Source organism: Variovorax sp. KBS0712 (assembly GCF_006323185.2).
Taxonomy (GTDB): domain Bacteria; phylum Pseudomonadota; class Gammaproteobacteria; order Burkholderiales; family Burkholderiaceae_C; genus Variovorax; species Variovorax boronicumulans.
This window is the reverse complement of sequence record NZ_VCCD02000002.1, coordinates 1,137,163-1,160,680: the sequence shown is the minus strand read 5'-3', so window position 1 is coordinate 1,160,680 and position 23,518 is coordinate 1,137,163. Positions and strand designations below refer to the sequence as shown.

At 65.2% G+C, this 23,518-nt stretch carries 23 protein-coding genes and 1 pseudogene; 10 read left to right on the top strand and 14 right to left on the bottom strand.

All coding sequences use genetic code 11. From position 1 onward, the window contains the following. Positions 1-6 precede the first annotated feature (6 nt). The 4 genes from FFI97_RS22300 to FFI97_RS22285 form a co-directional block, all read right to left on the bottom strand. Positions 7-1,017: a dihydrodipicolinate synthase family protein gene (locus FFI97_RS22300; RefSeq protein ID WP_139701274.1), complete on the bottom strand. Its 1,011-nt coding sequence runs from the start codon at positions 1,015-1,017 to the stop codon at positions 7-9. Positions 1,018-1,036: 19 nt separating this feature from the next. Beyond that, entirely contained in the window at positions 1,037-2,032 is a 996-nt protein-coding gene (locus tag FFI97_RS22295; RefSeq protein WP_139701275.1) for an ornithine cyclodeaminase family protein, read from the bottom strand. A gap of 15 nt (positions 2,033-2,047) precedes the next feature. Further along, positions 2,048-3,178: an FAD-dependent monooxygenase gene (locus tag FFI97_RS22290; RefSeq protein WP_139701276.1), complete on the bottom strand. Its 1,131-nt coding sequence runs from the start codon at positions 3,176-3,178 to the stop codon at positions 2,048-2,050. Between the two features lie 296 nt (positions 3,179-3,474). Continuing rightward, a complete protein-coding gene (locus tag FFI97_RS22285) occupies positions 3,475-4,251 on the bottom strand; it encodes an IclR family transcriptional regulator (RefSeq protein ID WP_185993679.1) in 777 nt (258 codons plus the stop codon). 81 nt (positions 4,252-4,332) lie between these two features. Between FFI97_RS22285 and FFI97_RS22280 the strand changes: the two genes are divergently transcribed. The 5 genes from FFI97_RS22280 to FFI97_RS22260 all read left to right on the top strand — a co-directional run bounded on the left by FFI97_RS22280 (position 4,333) and on the right by FFI97_RS22260 (position 8,973). Next, positions 4,333-5,313: a fumarylacetoacetate hydrolase family protein gene (locus FFI97_RS22280; RefSeq protein WP_139701278.1), complete on the top strand. Its 981-nt coding sequence runs from the start codon at positions 4,333-4,335 to the stop codon at positions 5,311-5,313. Between the two features lie 18 nt (positions 5,314-5,331). Continuing rightward, positions 5,332-5,655, top strand: coding sequence for an NIPSNAP family protein (locus FFI97_RS22275; protein WP_139701279.1), 324 nt, complete (start codon positions 5,332-5,334; stop codon positions 5,653-5,655). A 43-nt stretch (positions 5,656-5,698) separates the two neighbouring features. Next, positions 5,699-6,253, top strand: coding sequence for a VOC family protein (locus FFI97_RS22270; protein WP_139701280.1), 555 nt, complete (start codon positions 5,699-5,701; stop codon positions 6,251-6,253). 64 nt (positions 6,254-6,317) lie between these two features. Continuing rightward, a complete protein-coding gene (locus FFI97_RS22265) occupies positions 6,318-7,313 on the top strand; it encodes a Bug family tripartite tricarboxylate transporter substrate binding protein (RefSeq protein WP_139701281.1) in 996 nt (331 codons plus the stop codon). 1 nt (position 7,314) lies between these two features. Beyond that, positions 7,315-8,973 (top strand): bifunctional 3-(3-hydroxy-phenyl)propionate/3-hydroxycinnamic acid hydroxylase, encoded by a 1,659-nt coding sequence (locus FFI97_RS22260; protein WP_139701282.1) that lies wholly within the window; start codon positions 7,315-7,317, stop codon positions 8,971-8,973. 1 nt (position 8,974) lies between these two features. Here the strand turns inward: FFI97_RS22260 and FFI97_RS22255 are convergent, their stop codons facing one another. From FFI97_RS22255 to FFI97_RS22240, 4 genes are all read right to left on the bottom strand, one after another. Then, positions 8,975-9,607 (bottom strand): TetR/AcrR family transcriptional regulator, encoded by a 633-nt coding sequence (locus FFI97_RS22255; protein WP_260685155.1) that lies wholly within the window; start codon positions 9,605-9,607, stop codon positions 8,975-8,977. 262 nt (positions 9,608-9,869) lie between these two features. Then, a complete protein-coding gene (locus FFI97_RS22250; RefSeq protein WP_139701284.1) occupies positions 9,870-11,246 on the bottom strand; it encodes an NADH:flavin oxidoreductase in 1,377 nt (458 codons plus the stop codon). Next, positions 11,233-12,162, bottom strand: a complete 930-nt coding sequence (locus tag FFI97_RS22245) for a 3-keto-5-aminohexanoate cleavage protein (protein WP_139701285.1) — start codon at positions 12,160-12,162, stop codon at positions 11,233-11,235. Before FFI97_RS22245 ends, FFI97_RS22250 begins: the two co-directional genes overlap by 14 nt. A 36-nt stretch (positions 12,163-12,198) precedes the next feature. Further along, positions 12,199-12,762: a cupin domain-containing protein gene (locus FFI97_RS22240; protein ID WP_139701286.1), complete on the bottom strand. Its 564-nt coding sequence runs from the start codon at positions 12,760-12,762 to the stop codon at positions 12,199-12,201. A 220-nt stretch (positions 12,763-12,982) separates the two neighbouring features. Between FFI97_RS22240 and FFI97_RS22235 the strand changes: the two genes are divergently transcribed. The 3 genes from FFI97_RS22235 to FFI97_RS33670 all read left to right on the top strand — a co-directional run bounded on the left by FFI97_RS22235 (position 12,983) and on the right by FFI97_RS33670 (position 15,622). Beyond that, complete coding sequence (locus tag FFI97_RS22235) at positions 12,983-13,948, top strand: Bug family tripartite tricarboxylate transporter substrate binding protein (protein WP_139701287.1); 966 nt, start codon at positions 12,983-12,985, stop codon at positions 13,946-13,948. A 77-nt stretch (positions 13,949-14,025) separates the two neighbouring features. Continuing rightward, positions 14,026-15,030: a fumarylacetoacetate hydrolase family protein gene (locus tag FFI97_RS22230; protein ID WP_139701288.1), complete on the top strand. Its 1,005-nt coding sequence runs from the start codon at positions 14,026-14,028 to the stop codon at positions 15,028-15,030. Positions 15,031-15,160: 130 nt separating this feature from the next. Then, entirely contained in the window at positions 15,161-15,622 is a 462-nt protein-coding gene (locus FFI97_RS33670) for a PaaI family thioesterase (protein WP_185993714.1), read from the top strand. Positions 15,623-15,874: 252 nt separating this feature from the next. On the opposite strand, the pseudogene FFI97_RS22225 reads toward FFI97_RS33670, so the two are convergent. The 5 genes and pseudogenes from FFI97_RS22225 to FFI97_RS22205 all read right to left on the bottom strand — a co-directional run. Continuing rightward, positions 15,875-16,169 (bottom strand): annotated as a pseudogene (locus FFI97_RS22225) (hypothetical protein); the annotation flags it as partial. Between the two features lie 226 nt (positions 16,170-16,395). Further along, entirely contained in the window at positions 16,396-16,758 is a 363-nt protein-coding gene (locus tag FFI97_RS22220; RefSeq protein ID WP_139701289.1) for a cupin domain-containing protein, read from the bottom strand. A gap of 12 nt (positions 16,759-16,770) precedes the next feature. Further along, positions 16,771-17,688, bottom strand: coding sequence for a bifunctional methylenetetrahydrofolate dehydrogenase/methenyltetrahydrofolate cyclohydrolase FolD (folD, locus tag FFI97_RS22215; RefSeq protein WP_139701290.1), 918 nt, complete (start codon positions 17,686-17,688; stop codon positions 16,771-16,773). Between the two features lie 5 nt (positions 17,689-17,693). Further along, a complete protein-coding gene (locus FFI97_RS22210) occupies positions 17,694-18,632 on the bottom strand; it encodes an electron transfer flavoprotein subunit alpha/FixB family protein (protein ID WP_139701291.1) in 939 nt (312 codons plus the stop codon). Between the two features lie 15 nt (positions 18,633-18,647). After that, a complete protein-coding gene (locus FFI97_RS22205; RefSeq protein ID WP_139701292.1) occupies positions 18,648-19,397 on the bottom strand; it encodes an electron transfer flavoprotein subunit beta/FixA family protein in 750 nt (249 codons plus the stop codon). A 110-nt stretch (positions 19,398-19,507) separates the two neighbouring features. On the opposite strand from FFI97_RS22205, the gene FFI97_RS22200 reads away from it, so the two are divergent. Continuing rightward, positions 19,508-21,961 (top strand): FAD-dependent oxidoreductase, encoded by a 2,454-nt coding sequence (locus tag FFI97_RS22200; RefSeq protein ID WP_139701293.1) that lies wholly within the window; start codon positions 19,508-19,510, stop codon positions 21,959-21,961. A gap of 33 nt (positions 21,962-21,994) precedes the next feature. Beyond that, positions 21,995-22,870 (top strand): formyltetrahydrofolate deformylase, encoded by an 876-nt coding sequence (purU, locus tag FFI97_RS22195; RefSeq protein WP_139701294.1) that lies wholly within the window; start codon positions 21,995-21,997, stop codon positions 22,868-22,870. A gap of 33 nt (positions 22,871-22,903) precedes the next feature. Here the strand turns inward: purU and FFI97_RS22190 are convergent, their stop codons facing one another. Continuing rightward, positions 22,904-23,470 carry a helix-turn-helix domain-containing protein gene (locus tag FFI97_RS22190; RefSeq protein ID WP_139701295.1) on the bottom strand — a complete coding sequence of 189 codons (567 nt, stop codon included), beginning with the start codon at positions 23,468-23,470 and terminating at the stop codon, positions 22,904-22,906. Between the last annotated feature and the right edge of the window lie 48 nt (positions 23,471-23,518).

Below are 23,518 nucleotides of genomic sequence, written 5' to 3'. Positions count from 1 at the left end.
TCTTCTTCAGACCGGGTTGCGGCCGACGAAGAACGCTTCGTCCGGGTCGGTCGTAGGGTTCAGCCCGGCTGCTTGCGTGGCGTTGCGCAGCATGGCCATGTCGCGTCCGTGTACCCGCGCGGTCGGGTGGCGGATCGGGCCGCCGTTGTAGCCTTGCAGCCAGCTCTGGTACTTCCACATCAGCCGGTTCGACAGTGCATGTCCACCAAACCCTACGGTGGCCACGGCCTTGCGCATTGGATCGAGCTTGTAGAAGATCTCGGTCGCCTCGTTAAACTTGCCTTCGCGGATCAGCTTGTGCGCGCGAGGAATCCAGGGGCCGAAGAAGGCGCTGTAGTTGGTGCCGCAGAACGGGATGTCCATCACCTGAGCCAGCGGGATGTACTCGTACTCGAGCGGCGATGAGATCACCACCTCCTTGTGGAACTCGCGGTGGCATTCAATGGCCGACATGATGTAGGGCATGCCGCCTTCGGTCTTGATTGCCGCCACGTTGGGGCAGTCATCCACCAGGCGGCGCAGCACTGGAACAGGGATGTCGGCGGGGTGAAGTCGGCTGAAGCCCCAGATGGGAACCGGGAACAGCATGACGGCCAGGTTGGTGGCGTCGCACATGGCCTTGCTGTACTGGTACACCTCTTCGTAGGACTTCGGATAGAAGTGGGGGGGGTACCCGAGCAACACGAGTTCGGCGCCGTTGGCTTCGGCGCGCTTGACTGCAGCGATGTTGTCTTCCAGCGTGTTGAACACGGCGTGGTGGACCACGATCAGACGACCCTTGGCTTCGTCCACCATCAACTGTTGAAACTGATCGTGCTCCTCAAACGACAGCGGCACTTCGGAGACGGCAAGCGATCCGACGAAGCCGTGCTCGATGGTGAGGTTCACGTCGTGACGTATGGCTTTCTCGTTCAGGCACGTGAAGTCCGACGTCATCGTCGGGATCGTCACGTTGGCAACGCCAACGAGATGTTCGCGTGCCCATTCTCGGGCTTCGCTTCGGTGGTATCTGGCCATGGTGTGCTCCTTGTTTCCTTCAGATGGCTTTGGATTCGAATTCGATTGGCAGTGGGACCGCCAGCCCGGCCTGCAAGGCTTTCTCCAGAATCAGTTCGGCGATGACGATGTCCTGGAAGCCACTCCCTACCGACTTGAAGAGGGGCGCGCGTGAGGCGCGAGCGCGATCCGCTGCCGCATCGCTGAGAAGTGCTGACAGGCTGATGGCTTTGTCATGGGCCTCGATGCCTGCCGCGCGGGCAGCGATCATGTCGCCGGTGTCGTGCAGCACCTCTTCCAGCATGTCGCAGACGATGAAGTCGCTGCGCGCGATCACCGATGCGTCGAGCTCGCGCTGCTGAGGCACGGTTGAGCCAATCGACACCACGGCGGCGCCGGGCGCGAGCCAGTCGCCGTGCAGAATTGGCTGTTCGCCGCGCGAACGTGCTGCCGCCAGCACGAGTTCGGCGCCTTCCACGGCTTCCTGCGGAGTAGCTGCGGCGCGTGCGGCTACGCCAAGATCGCGTGTCACCGCCTCCGCGAAGGCGACACGGCGTTCCGGTGTGGGGCTGAAGACCACAACTTCGGTGAGTGGGCGAATGCTGGCGAACGCACGCGTATGCATCGACGCCTCCAGGCCGCTGCCGAGCACCGCCAGACGGGCCGGACCCGGAGGCGCCAACCGGTCCAATGCCGCGGCCGATGTGGCGGCGGTGCGCAAGCCGGTGACGAGGTTGCCGTCGATGAAGGCTGCGATGCGACTGGTGTGCCGATCGAACAGCACGATGACGTACTCGACACTCGGCGACACCACGCCTGCGGCAGCGCCCATGAGCTTGGCACCGTAGTAGCGGCCGCCCGCTGGCGCGGCCGGCAGTGTTCGCAGCCAAGCTTTGTCGGAGGCGGCAATGCTGCGCGCGGGGGTTGCAGCGGCGTCATTGGGGCGTGCATAGGCCGCCTGAAGCGCTTCGATCGCATCCTTCCAGCGAAAGACTTGCTGGGCGGCACTGCTCGAGATGAATACGGGGGCGGTCATGATGCGGAGATGTCCTTAAAACGGTTGAGCGAGCAGGGCGTGACCTTCCATGAGCAGTTCCATGCCGCGTCCGCCGTCGCCGCCCGCCTGCTCGTTCACGCAGATCTCCAGCGAGATCTCGTAGAGGCGCTTGACTCTGGGCGCACGCCGCTCGCAGTAGGCGGCCAGCGCTTCAGGCACGCAGGCATGCTGGCTGAGCTCTTGCGCCAGTGCGACTGCGTCCTCGATGGCCATGCCGCCACCGGAAGTCATCTGCGGCGTCATGGCATGCGCGGCGTCGCCCACCAGGGCCACGCGGCCGCGATACCAGGGCTGGGGCATGAGCAGGATGTCGAGCGGCCGGAAGCTGACGTGGCGCGTGCCATCAATGCGCGCGGCCACTTCCGCGATCTCCGGTGCCGTGAAGGGCGCCAGGCGCTCGCGCAGAAGCTCGCCCAGTCGCTCGGTCGGAAAGCGCACGTGCTGCGCCGAGTTCTCCAGTGAGAAGAAATAGCACAGCTCTTCGGACAGCGGCAGCGTTCCAACGGTCTGGTGCCCTTCGCCATGCCAGAACACCATGCCTTCCAGTCCGGCTGGTCGCTCGACCGTGTAGCGCCACACGCCCTGGCCGGCAAACTTGGGCTGGTACTGGCTACCGAAGGCGCGCGTGCGCACCTTGGAATAGACCCCGTCGGCGCCTACGAGCAAGTCGCAGCGTCCAGTTTCGCCGGTGGACAGTCGGTAGCTCACGCCGTCGGCGTCAGACTCGAAGTCCTCCACCGTGGTGCCGAAGTCCAGCTGCGCGCCGTTGGCTTCGGCGTGCTCGGTCAGCACCTTCGCCAGCACCGGACGCATGATGCCGATGGCGGCAGGTGCGTCGGAGCGGTAGACGCGCCCGGCGTTTTGCTGGTGCAGCGTGCGACCCGTGGCGTCCCGATTGGTGATGGAGTCCCACGCGAAGCCGCGCGCAATGCAATCCTGCGCCAGCCCTACCTGGTCCAGCGCGCGCAGGGTGTTGCCCAGCAGCATGATGCCAGTGCCGAGCTGCTCCGTGCGTTGGCCGGCCTCGATGACGCGCACCGCGTGGCCTGCGCGGGCCAGGCCGTGCGCCAGCGTCATCCCTGCGATGCCGCCGCCAATGATCACGATCCGATGTATGTGGCTCATGAAGTCTCCTGTAGGTTCTTCTGAATTGGGTTCGCTCGCCCGTCTGGCTGCTGGTGCAACGGGTCAAGCGCGTCCATACCTTTAATCTATACGATGCGTATCGTTTTGATGTGAGGGTTTGCACCGTGGTGCGAGTGGTGCAGATGTCGGCTTGCGCAAGGGCGAAAGCAACGCTGCGCAGGGGTCTGGCCGTGCCTGTTCAGCCGCGCGTTTCGGGCGCGCGTCAGCGATGTGCCTGGTTCGCGTGCTTCAGTGGCGCGCTTCGGTAGCGCGGGTCGGCTCGGTGTCCGCCCGCCTCAGCCACGCGCGAGCGCGACCTCGATGCCTCGGATGGCCTGCTCGATCTGCGGGCGTAGCAGGGCCACGCGCGCGGGTGTCATGCGCGCGTTGATGGCTGCGATGCTCACCGTGCCCACCACGCGCCCCAGCGTGTTGCGAAAGGGCATGCCGATGGCCGTGACGCCGGGCGTGATGCGGTTGCGGATGAGCGCGTAGCCCTGCCGCCGTGCTGCGGCCATGGACTCGCGCAGCGCCTTTTCGGGAAAGTCATAGTCGACGGCGATGCGTCCGGCCACCTTGTCCAGGATCGCATGGCGCTCCTCGTCAGGCAGTGCGGCCAGGATCGCCAGACCGCCTGCACCCAGCCCCAGCGGGCGCCGGCTGCCGATCTGCAGCGTCAGCACGCGGATCGGCGAGGGGCCTTCGTGGCGCTCGATGCACACCGCCTCATCGCCGCTGCGAATCACGACGTAGACCGTGTCGCCGGCCTCCAGCGCCAGCCGCTCCACCGCTGGCCTGCAGGCCGCGCGCATGTCGAACTGCTGCGCCGCCGCAAGGCCCAGCTCGAATACCACCGGCCCGAGCGCATAACAGCGAGTGGCTTCGATCTGGCGCGCAGCCCCTTCCTCCACCAACTGGCTCAGCAACCGGTGCACGGTGGACGGTGCCAAACCCGACGCCGATGCCAGGCGCGACAGCGGCAGTCCGCGCGGCCCGGCGGTGGCCAGCGCGCGCAGCAGCGCCATGGCGCGCTTGAGCGGGCCGGCATGTTCGAGCGTCAAAGAGGATTCCATTGAACGGAAAAGTAGGGGAACGAATGAAGGGCTGCTTACAGAATTCTCGGCCATGAGCAACCGCCTCAACCTAGGAAATTCATGAAACTTGCAAGCATCAAGAACGACAGCCGCGACGGTGCCCTGGTCGTCGTGGACTGCGCGCTGGCGCATGCCGTGCGCGTGCCGGAGATCGCTCCCACGTTGCAGCAGGCGCTGGAGCGCTGGCGCGAGGTCGCGCCGCGGCTGGCCGAAGTGGCTCGGGCGCTGGAGGCTGGGCAACGTGCTGATGCCTTCGATTTCGACCCGGTGCAGGCCGCTAGCCCGCTGCCGCGCGCCTACCAGTTCCTGGACGGCTCGGTCTACCTGCACCACATGAAAAAGGCGCGCAAGGCACGCGGGGCCGACATGCCGCCCAACTACAAGACCGATCCGCTGATGTACCAGGGGCTGTCGGACCGCTTTGACGGTCCGCGCGATCCCATGCGTGTGCCCGATCCGGCCCTTGGCCTGGACTACGAAGCCGAGGTGGCGGTGGTGGTGGACGACGTGCCCATGGGCGTGAGCGAGGCGCAGGCGGCCTCGCACATCCAACTGGTGATGCTGCTCAACGACTACACCCTGCGCACCCTGACGCGCACCGAGCTGCCCAAGGGCTTCGGCTTTCTGCAGGCCAAGCCGACGAGCGCCTTCTCACCGGTGGCGGTGACGCCCGATGAACTGGGTAGTGCCTGGGACGGCGACAAGCTGAGCTTGCCGATCCTGTCTTTCGTCAACGGCCGTCCCATGGGCCGCGCCAACGCCGGGCGCGACATGTTCTTCAGCTATCCGCGCCTGATTGCGCACGCGGCGCGCACACGCTCCCTGGCGGCCGGCACGATCATCGGCGCTGGTGCCGTCTCCAACCAGGATGCAGAAACCGGCTACGCCTGCATCGCCGAGGCGCGCGCCGACGAGGAGCTGGCCACCGGCAAGGCCAACACACCTTGGCTGGGCTTTGGCGATGCGGTGCGTATCGAAATTCTGGATGGCCAAGGCCGCAGCATCTTCGGTGCGATCGACCAATGCATCGAACCCGCTTGATCCCGCAACGAGGTCGCCATGCTTGTCGAACAACGCACGTACACGCTGCATCCGGGTCAGATAAACGCGTATCTGAGCCTTTACGAAGCCGAGGCGCTTGCCATCCAGCGCCGCATCCTCGGCCGGATGGTGGGCTACTACCGCAGTGAGATCGGCGTCCTCAATCAGGTGGTGCACTTGTGGGCTTACACCGATCTCGTTGAGCGCGAACAGCGCCGCGCCGTGCTGCTGGCCGACGAGGGCTTCAAGGCCTACGTCCGCGAGATGCTTCCGATGCTGGTCAGCCAGGAATCGCGAATCCTCGCACCGGCTCCCTTCTTCACGCCGATCTGGCAGGAATGACCTGCTCACCGTTCCCCTTGTGCACCCTTCAGGAGATCACACCATGCTCTGCAAGAAGCTCCATCACGCGGCCTACCGCTGCAAGGACGCCGCTGAAACCGTCAGGTTCTACACTGAGGTGCTGGGCCTGAAGTTTTCGCATGCCATGGGCGAGGACCACGTACCCTCCACAGGTAAGTACAGCCCACACATCCACATCTTCTTCGAGATGGAGGACGGCAGCAACATCGCCTTCTTCGAGTGCCCGCGCGACGCGGGTGAGCCCTCAGGCCGCGACCTCGCGACGCCGTCATGGGTGCAGCACTTTGCATTCGAGGTGGACGGTACCGACACGGTGCTGGCGGCGAAGAAAGCCTTGGAGGCCAAAGGGCTGGAGGTCGTGGGCCCGACCAACCACGATGATTTCATCACGTCGATCTATTTCTTCGACCCTTCGGGTCACCGGCTGGAGCTGACCGCACGCACTTGCGATCCGTCGCGCTACCGCGTGTTCGAGAAAGAAGCGGCCCAGGTCCTGGCGTTGTGGAACGAGACGCGCGACTGGTCGCAGCGCGCCAGCTTGTTTGGCGGGCAGAGCGGCTACGAACGGACGAACTGAATCCCATCCCATAGCACCCAGAGGCAGTCGCGCACCGGCGGGGCTGCATCCACTCGGAGCAGACATGAGCATGAACGTTTCACCACGGCCCCCCTTGCGGCGTCGGCAATTCAACCTGGGCCTGGGCCTAGCCATGGCAACGCCCGCCACTTGGGCCAAGTCCGAGGACTACCCGCAAAAGCCCTTGCGCTGGGTCGTGGGCTTTCCCGCGGGTGGCGGCACCGATGTGCTTGCGCGCACCGTCGGCGCGCAGCTGTCGGCGCAGATGGGGCAGACCGTCTATGTCGAGAACAAGACCGGCGCGGGCGGCACGCTGGCGGCCGAGCACGTGGCGGCTTCGGCGTCGGACGGCCACACCCTGCTAACAGGCGACGTCGCGATCATGGTCTTTAATCGGGTGTTGTATCCGCAGGTGCGCTACGAACCGCTGCGCGACTTCGCGCCTGTGGGGCTGATGGCGCGCTTTCCCCTGGTGATCGCCACGCACCCAAACAGCGGCATCGGTGCGCTGGGGCAGTTCACTGCCGCGGCGCGGCGCGGACAAGCCAGCTACGCCTCCGCAGGGGTCGGCACACCGCACCACCTGGCGATGGAACTGCTGTTGTCCCGGGCCGGACTGAGCGCGGTGCACGTGCCCTACCGCGGCGATGCGCCTGCGCTGCAAGACCTGTTGGGCGGCATGGTGCCGGTGGCGGTGCTTGCGCCGTCACTGTCGCTGCCCTATGTGCGCAGCCAGAAGCTGCAGGCGCTGGCGGTCACGTCCGAGCGCCGGCTTCCGCAGTTGCCGGAGGTGCCCACGCTCGCAGAACTGGGACTGGTGAGCGAAGGTGTCTACGCCTGGCAGGGGCTGGTGGTGCCGAAGAAGACGCCAGCAGGCTCGTTGCAGCGCCTGTCGCGCGAACTGGGCACCGCGTTGTCGCAGGCGCCGGTGCGCAGCAAGCTCGAAGAACTAGGCATGGAAGTAACGCCCAGCGACGGCCCCACACTGCAGGCTCATGTACACGCCGAACAGGCCCGTTGGGATCCGATGATCAGGTCACGTGGCATCAAGGCGGATTGAGATGAGCAAGGCGACGAGCAACGAGAACCAGGCCTTCGACGCGGATGTGCTGGTGGCCGGCTACGGTCCCAGCGGCGCGACGATGGCGGCCTTGCTGGCAAAGCGCGGCTGGCGCGTCGTGGTGGTCGAGCAGGCGGCGGCGATCTACGACAAGCCGCGCGCGATCACTGCCGACCAAGAGGTGCTGCGCATCTTCCAGGAGCTCGGCATCGCCGACGAAGTTGCAGCGCAGGCCATTCCCCATCCAGGCACCGACTATCTGGGCATGGACGGCCAGATCATCAAGCGCTTCTATCCGGCGCCGCCGCCAGACCCGCTGGGCTGGATGCCCAACTTCATGTTCCTGCAGCCCGAGCTGGAAGCCGCGCTGCGCCGAGCGGTGGAGCGTGTCGGCCAGGTTCGCACGCTGCTGGCGCACCGCGTGACGCATGTTGCGCAGGACGCTCAGGGTGTCGAGGCTCGCGTGCAGCGCTTGGCCGATGAGGCAGCCTTCACATTAAAGGCGCGCTATCTCGTTGCCGCTGATGGTGCGAGCAGCACCGTGCGCAAGCAGATGCAGCCGATAGTCGAGGACTTGGCTTTTGACGAGTGGTGGCTGATCGTCGATGCCTGGCTGCGCGGCCCGCTGGACCTGCCGTCGCGCGCGGTGCAGTACTGCCGGCCCTCGCGTCCCGGCACCTACATGGTGGGCCCCGGCGCGCTGCGGCGTTGGGAGATCAAGATGCTGCCGCAGGAGACGCCTCAGACCTTTCAGGACCACGATGCGGTCTGGCGCGTGCTGAGTGAGTTCGTGGACACGAACGGCCTCGAGCACTGCCGCACGGCGGTCTACCGCTTCCACGCGCTGGTGGTCGAGCAGTGGCGGCAGGGACGTGTGTTTCTGGCCGGCGATGCAGCGCACCAGATGCCGCCCTTCCTGGGGCAGGGCCTGTGTGCGGGTGTGCGCGATGCCTTCAACCTCGCCTGGAAGCTGGACGCGGTGATGCGCGGGCAAGCCGCCGACCACCTGCTGGACAGTTACACCGACGAACGCAAGCGCCATGTGCGCACGGTGGTCGAGCATGCCAAGACCTTCGGGTTGATCATCGGCGAGCTGAATCCCGAAGCGGCGCGTGAACGCGATGTGCGTATGGTGCAGGAACTTGCGTCAGGCCGTGCCGAGACGGTGCGCCAGCGCTTCATTCCCGGGCTGGAGGCCGGCCTGATCGCCCGCGACGCCGCGGGCGCGCCGGCGCCAGGCGCCGGGGCTCTATTCGTGCAGCCCTGGGTGCGCCAAGGCGGCGGCGCATGGCAGCGCCTTGACGACGTGCTGGGGTCGAGGTGGGCGATCCTCTTGCTGAACGGCGGGGGGGATGCGCAGGAGGGGCCGGCCTGGAGCGACGAACTCGATGCGCGTTGGCAGGCCCTGGATGGGTGCCGGTTGCGCATTGCCGCACCCGGTACGTGCGAGGAAGAGGGGCTGGCTGTCGTCGAGGAGCGCGATGGGCTACTAGCGGCCTGGCTCAATGGATGCGGCGCCGTGGCCGCCGTGGTGCGGCCGGACCGGTATGTCTACGGCGCGGCGCGTTCCGCGCTGGAACTGCGTTGCATGGTGCAGGCTTTGGTGGAGCAGGTCCGTGCCGGTCAGGGTGACACCCGGCTGGACCCGGCGAATACTTAGGTCAGCCACGCCGATACCGCTTAGCCGCGGCACCTGCTTCGGGCTGGGTGTTTTTTCCAGGCGGACCGGATGCTGCCTTTACGGCGCCCTTGCCGACGACCTCGGCGGTAGGCGTGCTCAACAAGTTCAGCATGGTGGCCGCATGTGCATCGGCGAAGGCCTTGTCCAGCGGCAGGTGGTCAATGAGCAGGCGGAAGTAGATGGGCGAATAAAGCATGTCCATGGCCGTTTCCGCGTCCAGGTCGGCCCGGAACTCACCCGTACGGCACGCCTGCTCGATGACTTCTCGCACCACGGCCTGCCGGCCGTAGAAGAAACGTTCTCGGAACTCCCGCAGCACCGTCGGGTCGCCCTGACCCTCGGCCAGAATTTGCGCCACCAGACGGCCCGAGCGGCCGCCATACTCTTCGATCAGGGAGTGCAAGTGCCGATTGAGTGCCTCATGTGCCGAGATTTTCTTGGGCATGGGCGTGTGCGCCACGTGGTACTGCATGAAGGCGTCGATTACGACGGAAGCCTTCGACGTCCACCAGCGATAGATCGTCGCCTTGCCGACGCCCGCCTCGCGCGCAATCGCTTCGATCGACACCTGCTGAAGCGTGTTGCCTTCTAGCAGTTTCAAGGTGCTGCGCAGGATGGCGGTGCGGGATGTGTCGCTGCGGGTGCGTCCGGGCGAGCGCCGACGGTCTTCCGGCGGCTCCGCGGCGGCAACTGTGCGCGTGGCCTTCGCAGCTGCGACGGTGAGCTTGCGGGGCCTCGCTTCTCGCCCATCGCGGGAAGGGACTGTGGCTCTCGATGTCAATGGATCTCCCGGAAACAAGGCCTGAAGGTCGATGTTACCTTTCGCTGTTGGCGCTCTGCGGCCATCGCCCGGGATTCCCGCCCCTTGTTGGCGATCATGTCCGGTTTTTTGGCGGCACGGCTTCCTGCGGACCGGGGCCTGGGGGCGTTGCCCTGGCCCGCAGCAGCTTGCCTGCCAAGCCCATGAGGGTTTTGGAGCCCGTGAGAGCGAGCACCGCGTATTCGAGGGGGGCGGCCAACAGGCGCTTGGGGTCGCCGAGGCTGCCAGGCGCTTTGCTTTCAAGCCCCATCCGGGGGTTGACGGAGCAACGCACCGGCATGTTGAACATCAGGCGCCGGATGCAGAGGTTGTCGCGTTCGCAGCGCACGATGTCGGCCACGCGCCCCTGGACGACTTTGCGCGGGTACTCGGGGTCTGCGAGCAGCGGCCGTGCCAGCATGACAAGGTCGCCATGCCCCTGAGCGATCGCGCGGGCGGCCTGGACGGGGTCGTGCAGCCCTGGCAGCAGTAGTGGCACCGACACGGCCTGGCGAAAGGCGGCCGCGTCGCCATCCTCGATGATCGTTCCGTCGCGCACCGACAGGCCGACGTTCATGGTTTCGTAGCAGCCCTGTGAGAGCGCGACATAGTCCAGGCCCGCGGCCTCGACTTCGCGCGCAATGGCCGCATAGCCTTCGGACGACTGGCCGCCCTCGACCTGATCGCTGGAGACGAGGCGCAGGCCGATGACGAAACGCGGTCCGGCGCGTTCACGGATCGCCCGCACCATGTTGGCGAGCATGCGGGCGCGATTGGGCACCGAGCCGCCGTAGGCGTCAGCACGCCAATTGGTGCGAGGCGCCAGGAACGAGGCCAGGAAATAGCTCATGTGCGCCGGCAGTTCGACGCCGTCCCAGCCGGCCCGCTGCATGCGCAGCGAGGACTCGATGGTCTCGCGCTCATAGGCCTTGATTTCGGCCACGCTGGCCTCCTGGGGCATGGGCGTCGTGCGGCCACCCGGCACGTGCAGGCCGCGCGGAAAGCGGGACTCAGGAATGACTACGTTCAGTGGGCTGGCCGAGATCAACGGTCGATCGGCGGTGGGCACGCCCATGCGGCCGAAGGCCGTCGAAACCTCGGCGATGAGCGGCACGCCCAGAGCGTGCATGGCGTCGCCCAGTCGGCGCAGCCCAGGCAGGAACTCGTCCCTGTCCATGCGCAGGATGGGCCTGAACGGCGCTTCGTCCCAGCCGCGCTGGGTTCCGATGGCGCCTCCGACGATGATCATGCCCACGCCGCCGCGCGCCCGGGCCTCGAAGAAGGCCAGGGTCTGGTCCGTGACGCGGCCCTCGCGGTCCGGCGCCGTCACCGCCATCGGGCCCATCACCATGCGATTGGCCAGCATCAGGTGATTCAGCTTCAGTGGCTGCAGAAGAGGCGCCACGGCCAGCCCGCCGTCTGCAGCCGCCGGGGTCGCCTCAGAACCCGACATTCCCGGAGCCCTTGAGATCCAGAAGCTGGCGCGCCTCGTCGGGCGTGGCGATCTCCAGGCCCAGCTCGGTCAGGATGCGCCGAGCCTTGGCCACCTGCTGTGCGTTGGACTCGGCGAGCTCGCCGCGACCGATGTAGAGACTGTCTTCCAGGCCCACGCGTACGTTGCCGCCCAGAATGGCCGACATTGTGGCCAGGGGCATCTGGTTCTTGCCGGCCGCCAGTAGGGACCAGCGGTAATCGCTGCCGAACAGGCGGTCGGCGGTGCGCTTCTGGTGCAGCACGTCTTCCGGGTGTGCGCCCTGTGCGCCGCGCAGGCCGAAGACGCTCTGCACGAACAGAGGCGGCTTGACCAGCCCGCGCTCCAGGAAATGGGCCAGCGTGTACAGGTGGCTGGTGTCGTAGCACTCGAATTCGAAGCGCGTGCCGCCGGTGCGGCCCACGTTCTCCAGAATCCACTCGATGTCTTCGTAGGTGTTGCGAAAGATCATGCCCCGGGTTGATTCGAGGAAGGGCTTCTCCCAGTCGAATTTCCAGTCGCGGTCGCGCCCTGCCATCTCCGACAGTACCAGGTTGATCGAGCCCATGTTGAGCGAGCACATCTCGGGCTTGAGGTCGCGACCCGCGGCGGCCCGCTCGGCGATCGGCATCGAAGGCCCGCCGCCGCCGGTCGAGATGTTGATCACGGCGTTGGTGGCGGCCTTGATCTCGCCAACGAACTGCCGGAACACCTCGGGGCTGCCGGTGGGCTTGCCAGTGGCGGGATCGCGCGCATGCAAGTGGATGATGGCCGCACCCGCCTCGACGGCGGCGATGGACTGCGCGGCGATCTCCTGAGGGGTGATGGGGAGGTGCTCCGACATCGAGGGCGTATGCGCGCCGCCAGTGACGGCGCAAGTGATGATGACCTTGCTCATGCTTTGTCTCTCTTTTTGGCGTGGGGGCTCGGGCGCTCAGGGCTTGTGCTTGCCTTCGAGCGCGAGGTCGATCAGCACGAAGGCCATACGGCAGGGCTTGTCGGAGCGGTTGGACCAGCTGTGGTTGGTGGCGCGCTGCACCAGCACGTCGCCGGGGCGCATCAGTCGCTCCTCTTTGTCGAGCATGGCGTAGATCTCGCCCTCCAGGCAGATCGCGTAGTCCAGCGTCTGCGTCTTGTGGAACCAGAAATGGCGAGACGGATCGGCCGGGCCGCTGGCATGCACGCCGTTGTCATCGATGAAGCGCGCCAGCCGGGCGTGGTCGTACTGTGCGTCGGGCGGAAAGTCGGCAATCCGGAAAACCGTGCCGCGCGGGGAATGGAAGCCGAACGGATGGCCCGCAGGCGCCGGGTCCGCGCCAGCGGCGATGGCTTCACCGGTGGCCCAGGGCACTTGCGCGCTGGGCACTCCAGGCTCGGTCACCTGGTTCGGCGTGGGACCATCGAAGGCGAAGTAGGAGCGGCCTTCGGCGTCTTCGCCGGTGACGAAGCGGCGCACGGCACGAAACGGGTTTTGAGCGTCGGGATGAGCGGTGGACATGTGCTGGATGAGGTAATTTGTAAAACGATACGAAGCGTTTCATGAAGTGGGGCGTGAGTCAATGTCGCTACCTGTCAGTAAGGTAGGTGATTTCCCTGGAGGCTAACTGTCCTGTTGACATTGGTCGTCACGTCTCGTTAACATTAATTCGAGACGATGAGTATCGATAATAGATCGGCATTTGAAGAAAACCAGCCCTATCGGGCATTAGGAGACAGACATGGAAAGACGTACCGCTCTGCAGGCCTTGGCTGCTGCTGGCCTGGCCTCGATGGGAGCTGCGCGCGCCAGCGAGGCGCAGCCGCTGAACCTGCTGGTGGGCTTTGCCGCGGGCTCCGTGCCCGACCTGGTTGCGCGTGTGATCAGCCGTCCGCTGACGCAGGCGCTGGGTCGCACCACCATCGTCGAGAACAAGGGGGGCGCAGGAGGCCAGTTGGCGCTGGCCGCGCTCAAGCAGCATTCCGCCGTGGCCCAACAGCTCGCCATCACGCCTGTGGCTGCGTTGTCGCTGTATCCGCTGACCTATGCCCGGCTGCCTTACGACCCTGAGCGCGACTTCGTGCCGGTTTGCAGTATCTGCGTGATCGACTTCGCGTTGGTGGTGGCCGCCGACCATCCGGCGCAGACGCTGCAGGAGTTCGTGGCTTGGTGCAAGCGCAACCCTGGCAAGGCCAGCATCGGCAATCCGGGCAGTGGCAGCTCGCCGCACTTTGTGGCTACGCTGTTCGGCACGGTCGCTGGTATCCAGGTGGAGCACGTCCCCTACCGTGCGCCTCCGCAGATCGCACAGGAGGTCATTGGCGGCACGCTGAGCGCCGGCATGGCGTCAGTGCCGCTGTTTTCCGAGCTGATCAAAAGCGGCCGCTTGCGTGTGCTCGCCACTTCCGGCGCTCAACGCAATCCCTTCTATCCGCACATTCCGACCTTTTCCGAAGTGGGCTACCCGGGCGTCGTGGGCCAGGAGTGGTTCGCGCTGTACGCCCCTGCGGGCGCTTCTCCCGATCTTGTCGCCGCCCTGGGCAGGGCGGTGTTGCAAGCGGTCGGGCGGGACGACGTCAAGGCCGTCCTCACGCCGCTGGGCTTGTCGCTGGATGTGCGCGACGCCGTGTGGCTGGCCGAGCGCCGGCGGGAGGAGTCGGCCCAATGGCGCGCAGTGGTGCAGCGCACCGGCTTCAAGGCTCAGTGACGGCGCCTCCGTCGCGTCCTGTTTCGTGTTTCCTGTTTCCCAACCGATGTGCCAATTGCACAGAAAGGATCTGTTCCATGAAGTTCGGTCGTATTTCCAGAGAAAGCCCTGACGGTCCGGTGGCCCGGCTAGTCGTGGTTGAGCCCGAGAAGGGCCGCGTCATCGATCTGGCGCGCGCCGCCGCGCTGCATGCAAAAGCCAGCTTTCATGCCACCGACGCGGGCGCCATACGGTTGGCGCAGGCACGCTTTCCAGGCAGTCTGACGCAGGCGCTGGGCGCCGGTGCCAACCTGGCCGAGGCGGCCGCTGTCGTCATCGGGGGACGGTTCGGTGACGACGCCTCGCTGCCCATTGCAGATGTCAGCTGGCTTGCCGCATCCGACCCGACGGTGCTGCGTGACGGTCTCGCTTTCACCGGCCACATCAAAGGATGGCACGAGCGCATGAAGCGGCAAGTACCCGACGCGATTCTTCAGATTCCGGGCTTCGCGAAGAATTCGCCCGTGATGGTGATCGGCAACGGCGCCACGGTGCCCTGGCCAGGCTACATCCAGCACATGGACTACGAGCTGGAACTGGGCTATGTCATTGGCCGCCAGGGTTCCAACCTTCGCCCGGAAGAGGCGACGCCGTACATCTTCGGCATCACGCTCTACAACGATTTCAGCGGCCGCGACCTGCAACACAATGAACTCGCCATCGGCATGGGCGCGACCAAGAGCAAGGACTTCGCGCATGCCATCGGCCCGTGGGTCACGACATTGGATGAGTTCGCCGACCTGGACGCCATTCCCATGGAGGTGCGCGTGAACGGCGAGACCTGGGCGCGCGGCAACAGCGGCAACAAGTTGTGGACGCCGGCAGAGTTGATCGCCTACGTGTCGCTGGGCGAGCGCATCGAGCCAGGCGACGTGATCGGCTCCGGCACCATGGGCGGTGGCTCGGCTCTGGAACTCAATCGCCAATTGCAGCCCGGTGATGTGGTCGAACTCGAGGCCGGCGGGATCGGCGTGCTGCGCACGACCATGGGTCAAAAGCAGGAAGGTCTGTGGTGGCCGACTCCACGCCAGCCCTTCATGTGAGTGCTGCGGACCCGGGTGGGCCGCAAGCAGGCGTGCGGGACAATCCCACGCGCGCGCAGATCGCCGCCAGGGTTGCGCAAGCGGCCGCAGGCCAGCGCGAGCTGGTGCTGGATGCAAACCCGGCGCGGCCGTGCTTGTCAGCGTCAAGCAGGGCGAACTGCGGCTGCGCCTTGAGGCGCCGGCCTCCAGCACCCAAGGCAACGGCGTGGTGGCCGGCGACTCGCTCGCCAGCATGCTCGACCTCTCCATGGCCATGGCAGTGCTGTCGCAGCTGCAGCCCGGACGCACGTGCGCGACGATCAGCCTGACCGTCAACATGATGGCGGCAGCTCAGGCGGGGCGCATCCTCGCCACTGCGAGCGTCGAGCGTCGAGCGTCGAACGCCTGGGCCGCAACGTGGCGTTCGCACGGGCCGCTCTGTTCGACCCGAAGGTGCAGCGCTTGCTGGCATCGACGAATTCTTCACGGTCCCTGTTTGAAAAGCAGGCGCATCGGTAGCCGTCAAGAACAAGCTCTGTGCCCAAGGGGCATGCGATTGCGTCCTGCGCGCCACACCGTGTGCCAGCCCGTACTGATGTGCGGGCGGCTGTAGGCCGTGTCTTCTTGCCGTCTTCACTCTGTCCGTATGCGACGGCCTCGCCGAGAGCGAGGCCTCAGCTTGATATGGGCAATGCGGACGAACCGCTGGAGATCCCTGATAAATTTTTACTTCGCAGCAAACGGCCCCTGGTCTTGCTGATCCAGGTAAGCACGGCGTGTGCATCGGCCTGGAGCAATCCCACTCACGCGCGCGATCTCGCCAAGGAAGAGACAAGCCGCCGGTTGGTCCGGAGCTTCTATGACGCCTGCCAACCATGGCCTTCCTGGTCTCAGGAAGCGCCTCAGCAATGCGGCGATCGTGAGTGCGGTAGTGCTCAACAGCCGCCTCCTTCTGCGCCAGGGAGTACTTGGCAGCCCGAGCCCACAGGTAAATCGAAGTGCTGCTCGTATTCGCGGTGCCAGCCTTTCAGGGCATTCTTGGTTGGGTAACCCAGCTGCCGGATGGTCGCCCTGACGCGTTTGCCGAGCTTGATGTACAGCTCGACCGCTCGAATCCTGTCTTGGTGATCAGGCCATCGGAATCCAGTACCAGCGTTCATTGGACAGGTCCCGGTCATGGCGTGCTCGCGCATGGGGGTGACACAGGACGTCGCGCGCCCGTCGCAGGCTTTCGTGCGACTCTCCACTGGCCCATAGCCACAGTCGTCGATGCCAGCGACCCCTGGGCAGCGCCTCGAGGCGGCACTCACCACATCCCCACGCCTCGACAGTATTGCTTTCCGCAGGCAGGCCGCCGCTAGCAACGTGCCATCCAAGGCTCCTCGACTAGACTGTAGCTGTTGCAAGCGTCACGTACACCTTTCGAATCGTGGAGATCACAACCCAAGTGCCCTTGGTGTGGGTTGGAAAGATTACGGTATCACCTGTGCGAATGTGCATTGGCTCAGCGCCGTCAGGAGTAAAGGTGCATTCACCGCTCAGGAAGTGCATCACCTCCGCATGCGGAGTCGCACGGCGCCAGCTGCCTGGCGTGCATTCCCAGATTCCGGCGTCGGCGCCGAGAATTCCTGCAACTGGTTGAACTACTGCACTCGTGACTGGCTGGGTTCCGTTCAGGGCTGCCGCGATGACGGAGGCTGGCTCTAGCTGAATCCGCGAGGTTTCTCGGATGTGGGTGATGGTGTACATCGGTCTGGTGTTTCAGCGAGCCTTTTGAAGATCAGCATTCTGGGCGTGCCACTCTTCGGAACATTGCCATGTGCGGCGAAATTTGCTTTGCGCAGCAGCGGCTTCCACCGTGTTGAGCATGAGCATGGCAATGGTCATGGGACCAACCCCACCTGGCACAGGGGTTATGTGGCCTGCTTTCGTTGCGACCGCGGCGAAGTCAACATCGCCCACGATGCTCCCATCTGGCAGACGGTTGATGCCGACGTCGATAACAGTGCCTCCGGGCCGAACCATGTCGGCCTTGATCAGGCCGGGCCGGCCTGCCGCGACCACTAGGATGTCAGCCTGCAGTGTGTGGGCGCGCAGGTCGCGCGTTTTGACATGGCATACCGTCACTGTGGCGTGCCGCCTCATCAGCATCATCGCCATGGGCTTTCCTACGATGTTGCTGGCACCCACCACGACGGCGTGCTGCCCCTCGATTGGGATTGCGGCCGCGTCCAGCAGTCGCATCACGCCTTGCGGCGTACAGGGCGCAAAGGTCGGCTCACCAGCGGCCAGTGCACCCACGTTGTAGAGGTGGAATCCATCGACGTCCTTGGTGGCCTCAATGGTGAAGATCACCCGCTGCGCCGAGATCTGGGGCGGCAGCGGAAGTTGCACCAGGATGCCGTGCACATGCGGATCGGCGTTCAAGGCCCGGATCAAGGACAACACATCCTCTTCAGCCGCGTCGTGCGGGAGCGCGTGCAGAGTAGAAGCAACACCGACCTCCTCGCAGGCCTTGAGCTTGTTCTGCACGTAGATGCGCGAAGCCGGTTCGTCACCAGCCAACACCACCGCGAGCTGCGGCGTGATGCGCGCGCTGACCAGCGCTTGGACCCGTTCCCGGCACTCTGAACGCACCTGGGCGGCTAGTCGACGGCCGTCAATGATTGCGGCGGCCATCGTGCTCAGCTTGCAATTGTCGCTGTCAATTCGGGCACGGCGACGAACAGGTCTGCCTCCAGCCCGTAGTCGGCCACCGAGAAGATCGGTGCCTCGGGGTCTTTGTTGATCGCCACGATTACCTTGCTGTCCTTCATGCCGGCCAAGTGCTGGATCGCGCCCGAGATGCCGGCCGCGATGTACAGCTGCGGTGCCACGATCTTGCCGGTCTGGCCGACCTGCAGGTCGTTGGGCGCGTAGCCCGCGTCCACCGCCGCACGGCTGGCGCCGATGGCCGCGCCCAGCTTGTCAGCCAGCGGCGCCATGACTTCGGTGAACTTCTCCGCGCTGCCCAGGGCACGGCCGCCGGAGACGATGATCTTGGCCGCCGTCAGCTCCGGGCGCTCGTTCTTGGCGATCTCGGCGCCCAGGAAGCTGGACTTGCCGCTGGCGGCGACAGCGCTCAGCGTTTCCACGGCGGCCGAGCCGCCGGTGACCGCAGCAGCGTCAAAGCCGGTGCCGCGCACGGTGAGCACCTTCACGCTGTCTGCGCTCTGCACGGTGGCGATCGCGTTGCCGGCATAGATCGGGCGCTCGAAGGTGTCCGAGCTGTCCACCTTGGTGATGTCGCTGATCTGGCTCACGTCCAGCTTGGCGGCCACGCGCGGGGCGACATTCTTGCCGCTGGCGGTGGCCGGGAACAGGATGTGGCTGTAGCTGGAGGCGATGGCCAGCACCTGGGCCGCGACGTTCTCGGCAAGGCCGTGGGCCAAGCCGGCTTCGTCGGCGTGCAGCACCTTGGCGACGCCCGCGACTAGGGCTGCAGCCTTGGCTGCTTCCGTGGCGTTGTGGCCAGCCACCAGCACATGCACGTCGCCGCCGCAGGCAACGGCAGCGGTGACGGTGTTCAGGGTCGCGCTCTTGATGGAGGCGTTGTCGTGTTCAGCGATGACGAGTACGGTCATGTTCTTCTCTCCCCCTTAGATGACCTTGGCTTCGGTCTTGAGCTTAGCGACCAGCGTGGCGACGTCGGGCACCTTGATGCCGGCGCTGCGCTTGGGCGGCTGCGTGACCTTCAGCGTCTTGAGCTTGCTGGCCACGTCCACGCCCAAGTCCTCGGGCTTGAAGGTGTCCAACCGCCTCTGCTTGGCCTTCATGATGTTGGGCAGCGTCACGTAGCGCGGCTCGTTCAGCCGCAGGTCGGTGGTGATCACCGCGGGCGTGGACAGCTCCAGGGTTTCCGGGCCGCCGTCAACTTCGCGCGTGACCCTGACCTTGTCGCCCGCCACTTCGACTTTGCTGGCGAAGGTGGCTTGCGGCAGGTCGGCCAGGGCGGCCAGCATCTGGCCGGTCTGGTTGCAGTCATCGTCGATGGCCTGCTTGCCTAGGATGATCAGGCCGGGCTGCTCCTTGTCGACCAGAGCCTTGAGCAGCTTGGCCACGGCCAGGGGCTGCAGTTCAGCATCGCTCAGCACCAGGATGCCGCGGTCGGCGCCGATGGCCATGGCCGTGCGCAGGGTCTCCTGGCACTGCTGCACGCCGCAGGACACGGCGATCACTTCGGTGGCGACACCCCTCTCCCTGAGCCGCACCGCCTCTTCGATGGCGATCTCGTCGAACGGGTTCATGCTCATCTTCACGTTGGCGATGTCGACGCCAGAACCATCGGACTTCACGCGGACTTTCACGTTGTAGTCAACCACGCGCTTCACTGCGACCAAGATTTTCATGCGCACCTCATCTCTAGATGGAAACAACATTGCGAAAAAATTCTATCTAATTTTTTTCCTTGAAGTAATATTGAGATCAAATTTTCTCTGCACAAGAAAGGAAACTGGCTATGGCAATCGCTCTTCCAAGCCATGCGGAAGTGGTCATCATCGGTGGCGGGGTCGTCGGCTGCTCGATCGCATACCACCTGACAAAACTCGGCATCCGCGACGTGGTGCTGCTGGAGCGCAAGCAGCTGACCTCCGGCACCACCTGGCATGCCGCGGGATTGGTGGGCCAGCTCCGTGCGACACGCAACCTGACCGAGCTGGCCAAGTACACGACCGGGCTGCTCCACCAGTTGGAGAAGGAGACTGGCCAGGCCACGGGCTTCAAGCAGAACGGGTCCATCTCGGTGGCGCTCAATCCCGAGCGCATGGAGGAGTTGAAGCGGCAAGCTTCGATGGCCCGGAACTTTGGCCTGGAGGTGGACGTGATCTCGCCCGCCGACATTCACGCGCGCTACCCCTATCTCAGCCTCGACGGTGTGGTCGGCGGCGTCTTCCTGGCCAAGGACGGCCAGTGCAACCCTGTCGACGTCACCCAGGCCTACGCCAAAGGTGCGCGCATGGGGGGCGCGCGCGTCGTCGAAGGCGTCAAGGTCGAGGGCATCTTGCAGGAGGGCGGCCGCGCCTGTGGTGTCGTCACCGACCAGGGCGAGATCCGCAGTTCCACGGTGGTGATCGCGGCCGGCATGTGGTCGCATGAACTGGGTCGCAAGACCGGCGTGAACCTGCCACTGCACGCCGCCGAGCACTTCTATGTGGTGACGGAACAGATTAGGGACCTGCCGGGCAACCTGCCGGTGCTTCGCATTCCCGACGAATGGGCTTACTACAAGGAAGATGCAGGCAAGATCCTGCTGGGATGCTTCGAACCCAAGGCGAAGCCATGGGGCATGCAGGGCATCCGCGGGGACTTCTGCTTTGACAGCCTTCCCGAGGACATGGACCACTTCATGCCGGTGCTGGAGAAGGCGGCCGCGCGCATGCCAATGCTGGAGAACACCGGCATCCAGACCTGGTTCAACGGCCCGGAGAGCTTCACGCCGGACGACCGCTACCTACTGGGCGAGACCGCCGAGGTGAAGAACCTGTTCGTCGCCTGCGGATTCAACTCGATCGGCATCCAGAGTTCGGGCGGCGCGGGCAAGGTGCTGGCCGAATGGATCCGCGACCGCCGGCCGCCGATAGACCTGGTCGACATCGAGGTCCAGCGCATGAACCCGTTCCAGGGAACGCGCCAGTACCTGCACGACAGGACGGTCGAGACGCTCGGCCTGCTCTACAAGACGCACTGGCCCTACTACCAGTACACCACGGCGCGTGGCGCGCGGCGCACCCATTTTCACGACCGCCTGGTAGAGGAGGGCGCAGTACACGGTGAACTGGCCGGTTGGGAGCGCCCCAACTGGTTCGCGCCCAAAGGCACACGGGGCGAGTACGCGTACAGCTACGGCAAGCAGAACTGGTTCGAACATTGCGCCGAAGAATGCCGCGCCACCCGCGATGCGGTGGCGCTGTACGACCAGAGCACCATGACCAAGTTCATCGTCGAAGGCCGTGACGCGCTGTCGGTGCTGGAGACCATGTCCTGCAACCGCATCGACGTGCCGGTCGGCAAGCTGGTGTATACCCAGTGGCTCAACGAACGCGCCGGCATCGAGGCCGACCTCACGATCACACGCACCGATGAGCAGCGCTTCATGGTCGTGTCGGCCGCAGCCACGCACTTCCGAGATCTCTCGTACCTGCGCCGCTTCGTCGAGAGGGCGGACCACTGCTTCGTGAGCGACCAGACGGCGGCGATCCCGATGCTCGGCGTCATGGGGCCGCACGCGCGCGCGCTTATGCAGGCGATTGCGCCGCACCAGGACTTCTCCAACGAAGCCTTCCCGTTCGGCACCTCGCGCGTGGTCGAGATCGGCTATGCGCAGGTGCGCGCGAGCCGGATCACCTACGTTGGGGAATTGGGCTGGGAGCTGTACATCCCTGGGGAGTTCGCCCTGCATGTCTATGAACGTATCCAGGCGGCCGGTGAGACCTTCGGTTTGCGTCTGGCCGGCATGCACGCGATGAACGCATGCCGCATGGAGAAGGGCTACCGCCACTGGGGCGACGATGTCAGCGTGGAAGACAGCAACCTCGAGGCCGGACTGGGGTTCACGGTGGCATTCGACAAACCCCATGCCTTCATTGGCAAGGAGGCCTTGGTGGCTCAAAAGGAGCAGGGCGTACCGAAGAAGCGTCTGCTGCAGTTCCGCCTGAAGGATTCGGAGCGCCTGCTCTACAAGGAAGAGCCGATCTGGGTCAACGGTCAGCGCGCCGGCGGCATCACCTCAGGCATGTACGGCCACCGCGTCGGCGCCTCGCTGGGCATGGGCTATGTGCGTGCACAGGAACCGATCACGCCGGAGTGGATCGCCGCGCAGAAGTTCGAGATCGAGATCGGCTGGGAGCGCTACGAAGCGCAGGCCCAACTGGCGGCCTTCTACGACCCCAAGCACGACCGTGTCCGGGCCTGACGTGCCCACGTTCCGCACCTGTTCCGCAACCCGATGGAGAATCGCTTGCCCCACCAGCCCCCTCACTACGCCCTGACACTCGCCTGCCCCGACCGGCGTGGCATCGTCAGCGCAGTGTCCCGTTTCCTGACCGAGCGCGGCTGCAACATCGAGGAAGCGGCGCAGTACGGCGACCAGGAGTCAGCCCGCTTCTTCATGCGCATCGCCTTCTCCCTGCAGGAGCAGGCCATCGATCTGGCCGACCTGCGCAGCCAGTTCGCAGACACGGCGCGCGAGTTCGCCATGGACTGGAAGATGGTGGACCTGCAGGTGCCCGTGCGCACGGTGATCATGGTCTCAAAACTGGGCCATTGCCTGCACGACCTGTTGCTGCGGTGGAAGACTGGCCTGCTGCCGATCGACGTGCGTGGCATCGTCTCCAACCACCGTGACTTCTACCAGTTGGCGGCCTCCTACGACATCCCCTTCCACCACGTGCCCGTGACTGCCGAGACGAAGCCGATGGCGGAGGCGGAACTGCTGCGCATCGTGGAACGGGAGAAGGCCAATCTGGTGGTGCTCGCACGTTACATGCAAGTCCTCAGCGACGACCTGTGTCGCCAACTGCAGGGCAACGCCATCAACATCCACCACAGTTTTTTGCCGGGATTCAAGGGTGCCAAGCCTTACTACCAGGCACATGCACGCGGCGTTAAGCTGATCGGCGCCACGGCGCACTACGTGACTGCCGACCTTGACGAAGGCCCCATCATCGAACAGGGCGTGGAGCGCGCCAGCCACGCCATGAGTCCGGCAGCGCTGACGTCACTCGGCCGGGACGTTGAAAGCGTGGTGCTGGCGCGCGCCGTCAAGTGGCATGCGGAACACCGGCTGATCGTGCACGGCAGCAGGACCGTGGTCTTCAACTGAGAAGGCGCGGCGATCGCTTCTCCGGGAGCCGGCTCAGTAGTTGGGAGGAGAAATGACCCAGACGACGATGGTGACTTGCTTGCTCGTGTTCGCCCATTTGAACGGTTCGCGCACGATGCGGAAGCTGTCACCTGCGTGGAGCGTAAAGGTGTTCGTGCCGATCCACAGCTCAAGCGTTCCCTGCACCACGTACCCTTCCTCCTCGGTGTCCCGTTGCGAGAACGTCTTGAGCCGTGCGCCTGGTTCGAAGGTACTCAGGAACATCTCGAAGGCGCCACCGATGTCAGGCGACAGCAGTTCTTCGAGCAGGCCGCTGGTCACCGTGCCCAGTCGACGCCGGTCCGCCCCGCGTACCACGGTCGACCGCTCATCCGAGGGCACCTGCTCATGGGAGAAGAACCAGCCGAGCGGAACTTCCAGCAGGCTGGCGATCCCCTTCAGGTCGGCGATGGACGGTGAAGCCCGCCCTCGTTCGAGCTGGCTCACGAAGCTGATGGATCGGTCGATGGCGGCAGCCACCTCGGTGATGGACCGGCCCCTGGCCTTGCGAAGTTTGCGGATCTCTTCGCCGATCCGGTTGTCGTCAGGCGTTGCAGTCATGTCGAGGATGGATGGTATCCGGGAACGTTCGCGAAGGCAACCCGGGTT